14 protein-coding genes and 1 tRNA gene are annotated in these 12,202 nt (G+C 66.7%); 9 read left to right on the forward strand and 6 right to left on the reverse strand.

What is annotated here, in order from left to right; genetic code table 11:
* Positions 1-91 precede the first annotated feature (91 nt).
* The gene (locus tag OH146_RS03015; protein WP_265157243.1) at positions 92-361 is read right to left on the reverse strand and encodes an oligoribonuclease; all 270 of its coding nucleotides are present in this window, start codon (positions 359-361) and stop codon (positions 92-94) included.
* 57 nt (positions 362-418) lie between these two features.
* On the opposite strand from OH146_RS03015, the gene orn reads away from it, so the two are divergent.
* From orn to OH146_RS03040, 5 genes are all read left to right on the forward strand, one after another.
* A complete protein-coding gene (gene orn / locus OH146_RS03020) occupies positions 419-1,039 on the forward strand; it encodes an oligoribonuclease (protein WP_265157245.1) in 621 nt (206 codons plus the stop codon).
* 55 nt (positions 1,040-1,094) lie between these two features.
* Positions 1,095-1,170 (forward strand) — tRNA-His (locus OH146_RS03025).
* A gap of 77 nt (positions 1,171-1,247) precedes the next feature.
* A complete protein-coding gene (gene clpS, locus OH146_RS03030; protein WP_265157246.1) occupies positions 1,248-1,532 on the forward strand; it encodes an ATP-dependent Clp protease adapter ClpS in 285 nt (94 codons plus the stop codon).
* Positions 1,529-1,996 carry a DUF2017 domain-containing protein gene (locus tag OH146_RS03035; protein ID WP_265157248.1) on the forward strand — a complete coding sequence of 156 codons (468 nt, stop codon included), beginning with the start codon at positions 1,529-1,531 and terminating at the stop codon, positions 1,994-1,996. Before clpS ends, OH146_RS03035 begins: the two co-directional genes overlap by 4 nt.
* Complete coding sequence (locus tag OH146_RS03040; RefSeq protein ID WP_265157250.1) at positions 1,989-2,339, forward strand: metallopeptidase family protein; 351 nt, start codon at positions 1,989-1,991, stop codon at positions 2,337-2,339. Before OH146_RS03035 ends, OH146_RS03040 begins: the two co-directional genes overlap by 8 nt.
* Before the next feature lie 19 nt (positions 2,340-2,358).
* Here the strand turns inward: OH146_RS03040 and dinB are convergent, their stop codons facing one another.
* Together dinB and OH146_RS03050 are read right to left on the reverse strand one after the other, a co-directional pair.
* The gene (gene dinB, locus OH146_RS03045) at positions 2,359-3,594 is read right to left on the reverse strand and encodes a DNA polymerase IV (RefSeq protein ID WP_265157252.1); all 1,236 of its coding nucleotides are present in this window, start codon (positions 3,592-3,594) and stop codon (positions 2,359-2,361) included.
* Between the two features lie 52 nt (positions 3,595-3,646).
* Positions 3,647-4,363 carry a M23 family metallopeptidase gene (locus OH146_RS03050; RefSeq protein ID WP_265157254.1) on the reverse strand — a complete coding sequence of 239 codons (717 nt, stop codon included), beginning with the start codon at positions 4,361-4,363 and terminating at the stop codon, positions 3,647-3,649.
* Between the two features lie 150 nt (positions 4,364-4,513).
* Here OH146_RS03050 and OH146_RS03055 point away from each other — a divergent pair, with 150 nt between their 5' ends.
* On the forward strand, positions 4,514-5,068 hold the full coding sequence (locus OH146_RS03055; RefSeq protein ID WP_265157256.1) for a YceI family protein: 555 nt from the start codon (positions 4,514-4,516) through the stop codon (positions 5,066-5,068).
* A 48-nt stretch (positions 5,069-5,116) separates the two neighbouring features.
* On the opposite strand, the gene OH146_RS03060 is transcribed toward OH146_RS03055, so the two are convergent.
* Together OH146_RS03060 and ku are read right to left on the reverse strand one after the other, a co-directional pair.
* Positions 5,117-6,046 carry a cation diffusion facilitator family transporter gene (locus tag OH146_RS03060; protein ID WP_265157258.1) on the reverse strand — a complete coding sequence of 310 codons (930 nt, stop codon included), beginning with the start codon at positions 6,044-6,046 and terminating at the stop codon, positions 5,117-5,119.
* Between the two features lie 50 nt (positions 6,047-6,096).
* On the reverse strand, positions 6,097-7,056 hold the full coding sequence (ku, locus tag OH146_RS03065) for a non-homologous end joining protein Ku (protein ID WP_265157260.1): 960 nt from the start codon (positions 7,054-7,056) through the stop codon (positions 6,097-6,099).
* 70 nt (positions 7,057-7,126) lie between these two features.
* Here ku and OH146_RS03070 point away from each other — a divergent pair, with 70 nt between their 5' ends.
* Positions 7,127-9,688 carry an ATP-dependent DNA ligase gene (locus OH146_RS03070; RefSeq protein WP_265157262.1) on the forward strand — a complete coding sequence of 854 codons (2,562 nt, stop codon included), beginning with the start codon at positions 7,127-7,129 and terminating at the stop codon, positions 9,686-9,688.
* A 42-nt stretch (positions 9,689-9,730) separates the two neighbouring features.
* Here OH146_RS03070 and OH146_RS03075 read toward each other — a convergent pair whose 3' ends face one another.
* The gene (locus OH146_RS03075) at positions 9,731-9,985 is read right to left on the reverse strand and encodes a hypothetical protein (RefSeq protein ID WP_265157264.1); all 255 of its coding nucleotides are present in this window, start codon (positions 9,983-9,985) and stop codon (positions 9,731-9,733) included.
* A 187-nt stretch (positions 9,986-10,172) separates the two neighbouring features.
* Here OH146_RS03075 and OH146_RS03080 point away from each other — a divergent pair, with 187 nt between their 5' ends.
* Together OH146_RS03080 and zapE are read left to right on the forward strand one after the other, a co-directional pair.
* Entirely contained in the window at positions 10,173-11,060 is an 888-nt protein-coding gene (locus tag OH146_RS03080) for an SDR family oxidoreductase (protein ID WP_265157266.1), read from the forward strand.
* A gap of 29 nt (positions 11,061-11,089) precedes the next feature.
* A complete protein-coding gene (gene zapE, locus OH146_RS03085; RefSeq protein ID WP_265157268.1) occupies positions 11,090-12,184 on the forward strand; it encodes a cell division protein ZapE in 1,095 nt (364 codons plus the stop codon).
* Positions 12,185-12,202 lie beyond the last annotated feature (18 nt).

Here is a 12,202-nt window from a genome sequence, read left to right on the forward strand (position 1 = left end):
ATTAGAAGGCTCCTGCTCTATCCCCTGAGCTACGGAGGCGGGCATTTAAGAGGATACCGCCCGACCGGTGAGGTGTTGAAGGGTGCCGAGGTCACTCGACCTCGGCGGGGTCTTCCACCTCTTCGCTCTCGCCCGGGTTGAAGGTGTAGGTGACGTGGTAGGTGCCGCCGACTTCGCGCCAGCTGCTCGCCTCGTAGCTGATCATCGCTTCGTTGCCGAGCTCGGAGGCCAGCACGGTGAGCGAGTCATCCCATGTTCCGTCGGTGCTGATGCGTCGGTCGGTCTGCCCGTCGCTCGGTCCGCCGCTGAAGATTGCTACGTACTCGTCGCCTTTGGCGATCGTCGGCTTCGATTCGGTCATACCTCCTTGGTACCACCGTCGCCGCCGCACGTCAGGGGGCGACGATAGGATTCCACAATGCCAAGCACCAATGACCGTCTCGTTTGGATCGACTGCGAGATGACAGGACTCGACCTTGACAAGGATGAACTCGTGGAGGTCGCGGTCGTCATCACCGATTACGACCTCGTCCCGGTCGACCCCGGTTTCTCGATCGTCATCAAGCCCGACCAGTCGGCCCTCGACAACATGGGTGATTTCGTGCGCAACATGCATGAGGAGTCGGGGCTGCTTGAGGAGATCCCCCACGGCGTGAGTCTCGCCGATGCGGAGTTCTCCGTGAACGAGTACATCCTGCGTTTCGTTCCCACTGAGCGGCGGGCGCCGCTCGCGGGCAACACGATCGGCACAGATCGGATGTTCCTGGCCAAGTACATGCCTCGCGTCGACTCCCACCTGCACTACCGGAGCGTGGATGTGTCGTCGATCAAGGAGCTCACGCGCCGCTGGTTCCCGCGGGTGTACATGAATGCGCCCGTGAAGAACGGCGGTCACCGGGCCCTTGCTGACATCCTGGAATCGATCCGTGAGCTCGACTACTACCGCAAGGCCGCCTTTGTCGCCGACCCCGGGCCGACGACAGAGGAGCTTCAGGTGATCTCGTCGGACGTCGTGAACGAATTCGCGTCGCGTCTGTAATAGAATCATCTGGTTGCCATCGCCGCGCGACTTTCTCGAGCGTGTGATGCACATGGTGGGCGTAGCTCAGTTGGTAGAGCGCTGGCTTGTGGTGCCGGATGTCGCGGGTTCGAGTCCCGTCGTTCACCCCAGTGGAGCGGCCCGACGAAAGTCGGACCGCTTTTCGCTTTCCCGTCGAGTGCGACGCCGCGTGTGAAAGGCTGGGTTCATGCCCGACACGCTCGAACACAGGGACGCGCGCGTGGAATCTGCCGTGGATGCCCCGTGGCAGACGATCGTCTGGAACGACCCCGTCAACCTCATGTCGTATGTGAGCTACGTCTTCCGCACCTACTTCGGTTTCACGGCCGTCGAGGCGGAGCGTCTCATGCTCGCCGTGCACTTCGATGGACGAGCTGTCGTGGCGACGGGCAGCCGCGAGGAGATGGAACGCCATGTCGAGGCGATGCACGACTACGGCCTGTGGGCGACCCTGTCGAAGGAGGGTGCGTGAGACGTTTCGAGCGACAAGCGGATGGTTCCGTTGTTGCTGAGATTGAGGATGCCGAGGTCACCCTTCTGACGACGCTCACCCATCAGGCGGCCGCTGTTGTCGGCGATGCGGACCTCGATGACCCTGCTGTGCAGCGCATCCTGCCGGACGCGTATCCGGACGACGCCGAGGCATCCGCGGAGTTCCGTCGCTTCACGCAGGCGGATCTGGCCGGGCGCAAGCTTGCGAATGCGGCGCGCATCCTCGACTGTTTGGAGCGGGTCGACTCCGGGAGTCTGACGCTCGGGCACGAGGATGTCACCGCCTGGTTGCGGGGGCTCACCGACATCAGGCTGATCCTGGCTACGCGGCTCGGAATCGAGACGGACGACGACCTGGGAGCATCCGCCGATCCGATGATGCGGGATGTGTACGACTGGCTCGGCTTCGTGCAGAACTCTCTTGTGGAGGCGATCGATGCCTGAGCTCTCCGCTGAGGAGTTCGAGCGTCTCGTGATCGAGGAGCTCGACCTGCTTCCCGACGACATGGTCGACGGTCTCGACAATGTCGTCTTTGTCACCGAGGACCGCCCCGAGGACGGCTCCCTCGATCTCCTCGGCGTCTATGAGGGGGTCGCGCTGACGGAACGCGGGCAGTACGGCTTCGGGGAGCTTCCGGACCGCATCGTGCTGTTTCGCGAGCCGCTGCTCGCCATCTGCGATGATCTGGATTCACTGCGCGATCAGATTCACGTGACGCTGGTCCACGAAATCGCCCACTACTACGGCATCGACGATGCGCAGCTTCACGAGCTCGGTTGGGCGTGATCAGACGGTAACGGCCGGATCAGTCTTCGCGCAGCCTCTCCCCACGCGGACTGCTCAGGAGTGACGCCGGCCGCAGGCTGTCAAGCCCGAAGCGTTGCGCGACCCCGTCGACCGTGCGCTCCGCATCCCGCCACCCCGGCTCGGTTTCCCACAGGGCGAGCGGAGCGCCTCCCGCGGCGGCGAGCTGCTCAGCACGCACCCCGATGAGGCGGACGGGCGGATGCTCGCCGAGCGCGTCCAGCAGGGCGCGCGCCTCGGTGTAGATGGTGCGGCCGAGGTCGCTGGGCGTCGCCAGGCGATGGGAGCGGCTGATGGTGGTGAAGTCGGCGTATCGCACCTTGAGCGCGACGGTTCCCGCCTCAAGCCCGCCGCGGCGGAGGCGCTCCCCGACACGGTTCGAGAGGCGCAGCAGTTCGCGTCTGAGCTGATCGTCGTCGCGCACGTCGGTGCTGAAGGTCATCTCGTGCCCGATGCTCTTCTCGACGCGCTCTGGGGTCACCTGCCTGTGGTCGATGCCGTTAGCAAGGTCGTGCAGCTTCGCGCCCAGAGCCGCGCCAAGGCTCCGCTCGAGGGCCGACCTGGGGCTCGCCGCGATGTCGCCGATCGTGTGCAGGGCGTGCCGCTCCAAGGCCTTCTCGGTTGCGGCACCGACACCCCAAAGGGCCGAGACGGGCAGCGGATGCAGAAATCGCAGGGTTTCAGCGGCGGGGATCACGAGGAGCCCGTCAGGCTTTGCTCGCCCGGAGGCGAGCTTGGCGACGAACTTGGTGGATGCGGCCCCGACAGAGCAGGCGAGCCCTGTTTCGGCGCGCACGCGCTCGCGGATCCTCTGGGCGATCTCCCCCGGGCTGCCGAGGACGCGCCCGGCGCCCGACACGTCGAGGAACGCCTCGTCGATGCCAAGGCGCTCCACGAGAGGCGTCATGTCGTCGAAGATCGCCATGACCTGCCGCGAATAGTGGCGGTACTTCTCGAAGTGCGGCTCGAGTACGACGGCGGAGGGGCACAGCCGCTTCGCCTGGCTGAGGGGCATCGCGGAACGCACGCCGAAGCGCCGGGCGGGATAGTTTGCCGCCGTGACGACGGACCGGGGTGAGTCGTGCGCGACGACCACCGGATGCGCGGCAAGCTCCGGTCGGTCGAGGAGCTCGACGGAGGCGAAGAACGCGTCGAGGTCGACGTGCAGGATGGGCGAGGTGGAGCTGTCGACGGTGGGCGCGCTCACCTGCCGCTGGCTGCCGTCCTGCTTGCTCACCCCCTAAGGCTAAGCGCAGCCGCCGACGCTGGCAGAAGCCCGGCTTGCGGCATCAGATTCGCGCGGCGATCCACTCGTAGGGGTTGACGGATGCGCCGCCACCCGGCCGCACCTCGAAGTGCAGGTGGGCGCCGTTTGCATTGCCCGTTGCCCCCACGCGACCGATGATCTCTCCCACCGCCACCGTGTCGCCGACGTTGAGCGGCATCGATCCGACCTGCAGGTGCCCGTACACGCTCGTGACAGCCTCCCCGTTGACGACGTGGTCGATGGTCACCGAGACGCCCATCGAGCCACCGCCGGCCGGTTCGGCCTTGCTCACGACCCCGCTCGCCATCGTCGCGATGGGGGTGCCAGCACCGGGGAAGATGTCGATGCCGTGGTGGAAGTTCGAACTGCAGTTCGCGCACACACGCGGGCCGTAGCCGCTCGCCACTGAGCTTCCGAACGGGAGCGGGTACTGCAGGGAGGGTGGAGCGATCGCGGCATAGCTGTCGCGCGGCACGGCCGCGAGTGGAAGGGCGCCCGCGACGACGAGCTGCTGGACGGCAGGAGCCGTGACATCCGCTGCAACCTGCTCAGGGGCGGCCATCGCAGGCAGGGCAAAGGCCGCTCCCGAGACGACGACGAGCCCGCCCGCGAGTTGGGCGACGCCCGAGCGAATTCGCTTCACGAGGGAGACGTGGCGAAGTCGGCGCTGAAGGGCGGGCGCAAGGGCAGGGACTTCGATGAGCGTGGGCGCGACGGAGGATACGTGGAGATGGGGCAAGTGGAGCGGTTCCTTGAAAGACGATCGGGTGGGCGCACTTTCCCGCGCGCACAAGCCCACAAGTGAACGTGACAAATCTGCCATTCTCCTGAGAGAAACAATTTTGACGAGGCGGGAATACGGCAGTTTTCCATGCGGTTGCATGGACTCATGACCAACACACTCGCACCCCACCCCCAGTACACCGTCGGAACGTGGCAGATCGACCCGACCCACTCGACGATCTCGTTCAGCGTCAAGCACCTCATGATCAGCAAGGTGCGGGGCACCTTCGAGAAGTTCTCCGGCACGATCGTGACCGCCGAGAACCCGGCGGAGAGCAGCATCGAGGCGACCATCGAGATCGCCTCGGTCAACACCAACCAGCCCGACCGCGACAACCACCTGCGCACCAACGACTTCTTCAAGGCCGACGAGTTCCCCACCATGACCTTCCGCTCGACCGACTTCGACGTCGACGGTGACGACTTCACCGTGACGGGTGACCTCACGCTGCGCGGCGTGACGAAGTCCGTGACTCTCAAGGGCGAGTTCGGCGGCATCATCACGAACGGCTACGGCCAGACCGTCGCCGCCGCGAGCGCCACCACCAAGATCAACCGCCACGACTTCGGCGTGAGCTGGAACGCCGCCCTCGAGGCCGGCGGCATGACCCTCGGCGACGAGGTGACGATCTCCCTCGAGCTGCAGGCAGTCAAGGCCTGAGCGGGTTCCGGGCATCCGTGACAATCCGCGGATGCCCGGGCCGTCCGTTCAGGGATGCTGCCTCGGTTCCCGCTCCGCGTGCTCCCTCGGTTCGAGCTGAAACGTCGAGTGCTCGACGTCGAAGTGGTCGGCAAGGCACGCGTCGAGCGACGTGAGGAGAGCGGAGGCCCGCCCCTCCGCAAGCACCACGTCCTCGACCACGACATGGGCCGAGAACACGTTCTGGCCGGGAGTCACTGCCCACACATGAACGTCGTGAACGTCGACGACGCCGGGCGCGGCCAGGACATGCTCGCGGATGAGGGTGACGTCGGTGCCCCGCGGCACCTCCTGCCCAAGCACGGCGACGACGTCGCGCAGGATCGCGAAGACTCGCGGGAGGATCAGGACGACGATGAGCAGGGACGCAATTGCGTCGGCGGCAGTGAAGCCTGTCACAAGAATGACGACCGCGGAAACGATCACGGCGATCGACCCGACGAGGTCGCCGAGCACTTCGAGGTAGGCCGCCCGCATATTGATGGTGCTCTTGGCTCCCGCCCGCAGCACCAGAAGAGCGATGACGTTGGCGGCGGCGCCGAGGATCGCGACGAGAAGCATGGGCGTCGCGTCAACGCCTGAACCCTCGGCCGCGAAGAGGCGCGAGAGTGCCTCGACGGCGACGCCGATCACTACTGCGGCAAGCAGCCCCGCGTTGACGAATGCCGCGAATACTTCGACCCTGCGATGCCCAAAGGTGCGCTTCTCGCTCGCCGGCCTCTCAGCGACGACGGTCGCGACGAGGGCGATGACGAGCGCGATGAGATCTGAGAGCATGTGCCCCGCGTCCGCGAGAAGCGCAAGGGAGCCACTCACTATGGCGCCAACGACCTCCGCGACCAACACGGCCGCGATGATGACGATCGCAATCAGGAGCCGACGGCGGTTAGCGCTGCCGACACCGTGCTCGTGACTGTGGTCGTGATCGTGGAAGCCCATCGGCACCACTTTACGTGGGCTCGTGCCGTTCCTTCCGAGGCATCCGGGCGTCAAGCGGACTTGCGCGTACCGCCTGTCGCCTTGGTGTTCTTCTTGGCAGCCGGACGCTTGCTGCCCGACTCCTTCGACTCGGACTTCTTGGTCGCCTCACCCTTCTTCTTCGAGGCAGGTTTTGACGCGGGCTTCTTGGGCGCCGACTTCGAGCTGCTTGCGGCACCAGACTTCGAGCGGCTCTTCTCGACACTGCGCCGCAGGGCCTCCATGAGGTCGAGCACCTCGCCGGCGCCCTCCCCCTCCTCCGTCTCACCGAAGGTCGCGTCGGTGTCGAGGGATTCGCCCTGCTCAAACTTCGCCTCGATCAGCTCGCGCAGCTGCTCCTGGTACTCGTCAGTGAAGCGCGAGGGGTCGAAATCTGCCTCGAAGGATTCGACGAGGGCTTCCGACATCTCCAGCTCTCGCTGGGAGATCCGCACCCGCTCGTCGAGGGCCGGGAAGTGCGCCTCGCGCACCTCGTCCTCCCACAGGAGCGTCTGAATCATGAGCACATCGCCGCGGACCCGCAGCGCCCCGAGGCGGGTCTTCTGTCGCAGCGCGAACTGCACGATGGCGGTGCGATCGCTCTCCTCCAGGGTCCGCCGAAGCAGGGCATACGCCTTGATCGACTTGGAGTCGGGCTCGAGATAGTAGGCGCGGTCGAGCATGATCGGGTCGATCTGATCGCTCGGCACGAACTCGACGACATCGATCTCACGGCTCTTCTCGACAGGCAGCGAGGCGAAGTCCTCGTCCGTGAGCACCACCGTGCGCTCTCCGTCGTCGTAGGCCTTGTCGATGTGGGCGTAGTCGACGATCTCGCCGCAGATCTCACACTGTCGCTTGTAGCGGATGCGACCGCCGTCGCGATCGTGCACCTGGTGCAGCGAGATGTCGTGATCCTCCGTCGCGCTGTACACCTTGACGGGCACATTGACGAGCCCGAAGGCGATGGCGCCCTTCCAGATCGCTCTCATGGCTCACATTGTGCGCTCCTTTCTCCCGCATTCACAGGGTTCCCACGGAATGCGGAGCACTATGGGCAATATGGCCACTCGAGAGCGCAGCACGGATCAGGTTGTCGACATCGACGGCAACCGGCTCAAGATCACGAACCTCGACAAGGTGCTCTACCCGGAGACGGGAACGACCAAGGCCGACGTGCTCGACTACCTCTCGCGCATCGCCGACGCCATGATCCCCCACGTGGCCCACCGACCTGCGACTCGCAAGCGCTGGGTGCACGGAGTGGGAACCGCGGATGCTCCTGGGCAGGTGTTCTTCCAGAAGAACCTCGACAACTCGGCCCCCGCCTGGGTTGCCCGCCGGGACATCCAGCACAGCGATCACGTCAACACCTATCCGCTCGTGAACGACCGGGCGACGCTCGCCTGGCTGGGTCAGATCGCCGCCCTCGAGATTCACGTGCCGCAGTGGCAGTTCGGCCGGACAGGGGTGCGCAAGAACCCGGACCGGCTCGTCCTCGACCTCGACCCGGGCGAGGGCGCCGGCCTTGCGGAGTGCGCCGAGGTCGCACGCCTCGCCCGCAGCATCCTCCAGGACATGGGCCTCGACCCCTTCCCCGTTACCAGCGGGAGCAAGGGTATTCACCTCTATGCCGCGCTCGATGGCGCGCAGGATTCCGACGCCGTGTCCGCCGTCGCCCACGAGCTCGCGAGGGCGCTCGAAGCTGATCATCCCGATCTCGTCGTGAGCGACATGAAGAGGTCCCTGCGACGCGGAAAGGTGCTCGTCGACTGGAGCCAGAACAACAGGTCGAAGACGACCATCGCACCGTACTCGCTCCGCGGCCGCCTGCGCCCCACCGTCGCCGCCCCCCGCACATGGCGAGAGCTTTCACAGCCCGGGCTCCGACACCTCGAGTACCGAGAAGTGCTCGAGCGGGTGCGTCGGCGCGGCGACCCGCTCGCCGCCCTCACAGCGGGGCACCTCGGGTCACTTGAGCCGACGCGTGAGCGGATGGAGGGCTTCGACGCGAGCCCGACGGCACTGGAGCGTCTCGAGAAGTACCGCAGCATGCGGGACCCCGCCAAGACCAGCGAACCCATGGGCGGCAGCGGCTCGACCAACCCCGAGCGTCCCAGCTTCGTCATCCAGGAGCACCACGCGCGACGCCTGCACTACGACTTCCGGCTCGAACACGAGGGCGTGCTGGTGAGTTGGGCGATCCCGAAGGGCGTGCCCGACGACCCCGGCAAGAATCACCTGGCGGTGCAGACCGAGGACCACCCGCTCGAGTACGGCACCTTCGAGGGTTCCATTCCTGAAGGGGAATACGGCGCGGGAGAGGTGACCATCTGGGACACGGGCACCTACGAGCTCGAGAAGTGGCGCGAGGGTAAGGAGGTCATCGCGACCCTTCACGGCGAGAAGCACGGCACCCATCGCTATGCCCTCATCCATACGGGTGGCCGCGACGGCAGGGACGAGAACAACTGGCTCATCCACCTCATGGCGCCCAAGGACGAGCGAAAGACCCGGCGCGGCACGAGGCGCGCGGATGCTGCGAGCACAGATGCTGCGGGCACGGATGCTGCGGGCACGGATGCTGCGGACAGGGATGCTGCGGACAGGGATGCTGCGAGCACGCCCTCGCGGGCAGCATCCGCCTCTCCCCCCTCTCCTCCCTCCCCCATGCTGGCGTCGAGCGGAGGCGAGGGTGACCGCGCCCTGTTGCAGAAGGAGGCGGAAGACTGGGCTTTCGAGATGAAGTGGGACGGCATTCGCGCGATCGCTGTCGTGGCTGGCTCCGAGTTGAGACTCATCAGCCGCAACGGAAATGACCTCACGCGCGCGTACCCCGAGCTCGCCGAGATCGCTGACGCGGCAGGCGGCGACGCCGTGCTGGATGGCGAGATCGTCGCGTTGAACCGTGCGGGGCGCCCCGACTTCGGGCGACTGCAGGACCGCATGAACCTCACGAAGACGGCAGAGATCGAACGCGCCCGGGACCGAACGCCCGTGCACTACATGGCCTTCGATCTGCTTTGGCACGGTGGCGAGTCGCTGCTGCGCCGCCCATACGACGAGCGCCGCGAGGCCCTCCTCCGAGAAATCGAGGAGACAGAACGCGTGCAGGTGCCACCCGCCTTCGACGGCGACCTGGAGGGGGCGCTCGAGACGAGCAACACCCTGGGGCTTGAGGGGGTGCTTGCCAAGCGGCGTGCCTCGACCTATACACCGGGTCGACGCTCACAGAGCTGGGTGAAACTGAAGCACCACCGCACGCAGGAGGTCGTCATCGCCGGCTGGCGCCCGGGCTCAGGCTCCCGCAGCGGCAAGATCGGCTCCCTGCTGCTGGGAGTTCCCGACAGCGAAGGCCACCTGCGCTATATCGGCCGCGTCGGCACGGGATTCAGCGAGAAGCAACTCGACGATCTTCGGACGCGGCTGCGGCGGCGCGAGCGCGTCACGAGCCCGCTCGACGACGTGCCGGCAGCGGATGCGCGCGACGCCACCTGGGTGACGCCCGCCCTCGTCGGCGAGGTCGAGTTCACCGAGTGGACGCGCACAGGTCGGCTGCGGCATCCGAGCTGGCGGGGTCTGCGGCCCGACAAGGAGGTCGCCGACGTAAAAGTCGAGGCGTGACCTGAGCGGTCACGCCTCGACTTGCGCTTCTGAAGCAGCGAACTATTCGATGCGGCGACGCGCGCTCTGCAGCGTTGCGAACTCGCCGACAATCGCGCCCGTGCGATCCGTCACGCGATAGCCTGCACCCCACAGCTCTTCGATGAGCCCCGCGAAGTCGGAGCCGCGCTTGGCGACCCAGACGCCGTGCCCCATCTCCGTCCATGCGATCTCGGCACTGCGCTGTGCCTCCTGCCGTTGAATCGTGCGAGCCGAATCGGTCCGCACCACCCCCCGCTTCTCGATTACCGACGTCATGCGATCACCATCACCCTCGTGCATCACCGGCTCACGGCAGCCCCGACAAGGCAGCATGCGCAATGAGTGAAATCCGGATGTCGCGACCCGATTCGCGACGTACCGTGAACGTACCCCCAATCGGGGTACACATCAACAGAGAATCCGCTGGGAACCGAGATCGTAGTGCGCACGTAACCTCGCGGCCATGAGCGACAACTCTTCCAACCCCGACCCGACGACGGAGTACCGCGAGGAGGGGTTCCCCAAGCAGAATCAGGACCAGCCCGGCACGATCGACGAGATGTCCCCCGAACCCGATCACGGTGAACACTCGTATCGGGGCAGCGGAAAGCTCGAAGGACGCCGCGCACTCATCACGGGTGGTGACTCCGGCATCGGCCGGGCGGTCGCGATCGCCTTCGCTCGCGAGGGCGCCGACGTGGCGATCTCCTATCTGCCCGAGGAGCAGGAGGATGCCGAGACGACGCGTGGCCACATCGAAGATGCGGGACGCAAGGCCCTCCTGCTGCCCGGCGATGTGCGCGACGAGGGATACTCGACGAGTCTCGTCACCCGCACGATCGAGGAGCTCGGCGGGCTCGACACCCTTGTGCTCAACGCGGGCTACCAGGAGGACCGCAGCTCGCTCGCCGAACTGCCGACGGAGGAGTTCCAGCGCGTCTTCGAGACCAACATCTATTCAATGTTGTGGATCGCCCGCGCTGCCCTGCCTCACCTCGAGGCTGGCGCCACCATCACTGTGACGTCGTCCATTCAGGCGCTCAAGCCCTCGCCGGGTCTCATCGACTACGCCATGACGAAGGCGGCTCAGGTCGCCTTCACGAAAGCTCTCGCGCAAGAGGTCGGGGAACGCGGCATCCGGGTCAATGCGGTCGCGCCGGGGCCGATCTGGACCCCCCTCATCCCTGGCACCGACTGGCCAGACAAACTGCCGAAGTTCGGGCAGGACACTCCGCTCGGACGCGCTGGGCAGCCTGCCGAACTCGCCGCCGCCTACGTGTACCTCGCCTCGGATGACGCGTCCTACGTCTCGGGGGCCGTGCTCCCGGTCACGGGCGGCAAGACGCTCTGACCTCTGCCGGCGAGCGGTAGCGTTGTGGGGTGAGTTCCACCCCCAGCGCCGCCGACCTCCGCGAGAGCATCGAGAGCGCCGCCGCCGCATCCGGCATCTCCCTTGACGAGCACCAGCGCACGGCAGCGGATGCTCTCGCCGCGTTCGGCGCACGCGTCGCGTCTGCGGGAACGCCGTCGCGTGGCGGCGGCCTCTACCTCTGGGGCACGGTGGGTCGCGGCAAGACCTGGCTGGCGGATGCGCTCGTCGCCGCCCTCCCCCTCGAGCGCACGCGACGACGCCATTTCCACTCCTTCTACCGGGATCTCCAGGCTGACCTGTATCGCGAGGGCGTGCCGGAGCCGGGGGCGATCGACGCCGCGATCGACGCGCTCGTTCGCGACGTCGAGCTCCTCTACTTCGACGAGTTTCACCTTCATGACGCGGGTGACGCGACCCTCGCACTGCGCGTGCTCCGCCGGGTCATCGAGGGGCGGGTCCCGCTCCTCGCCACCTCGAACTACCCGCCAGAGGGTCTCCTGCCAGATCCCATGTTCCACCACCTCTTCGAGCCTGGAGTGCTGCTCATCGCAAACGAGCTCGAGGTCGTCTCCCTCGAGGGGTCGACCGACTACCGACGGGTCGAGCGCAGCGACGAGCACCGCGAGGGCTTCGCGCGGGGCAGCTGGCAGGCGCACCTGCCCGCCCCTGAGCCGCGCGAGGACGAGTCCGTCGAACTGCGTGCGGGGGGCCGACCCGTGCGGGCACGGCGGGCGGATGCTGCGGACCTCTGGATCACCTTCGAGGAGCTGTGCGAGCGCGCCACGGCGGCGGCGGACTACCTCGCATGGGCCGAGCGCTGGCGTCACTGGGTCATCGAAGCGGTCCCGCGGCTCACGGAGTGCTCCCCGCAGGCGCGTCAGCGCTTCCTCAACCTCGTGGATGTGTTGAACGACCGCGGCGTGCCGGCGGTTTTTGTGAGCGAGCTCTCGCCCGAGCAGGTGCTCGCAGGGGCGCCCGTCCCCACCGCGCGGGGTGCGGCAGCCGATCGGGAGGAGTGGGGACTGGGTCTCGACGGGCTGCCGATCGACGTGGCCAGAACGGCGAGCCGCCTCGCCCTCCTTCAGAGGCCCGTCGCCGTCTGAGCGCTGGTAGGCCCGCGC

It is taken from the genome of Homoserinimonas sedimenticola, assembly GCF_026094475.1.
Lineage (GTDB): Bacteria > Actinomycetota > Actinomycetes > Actinomycetales > Microbacteriaceae > Homoserinimonas > Homoserinimonas sedimenticola.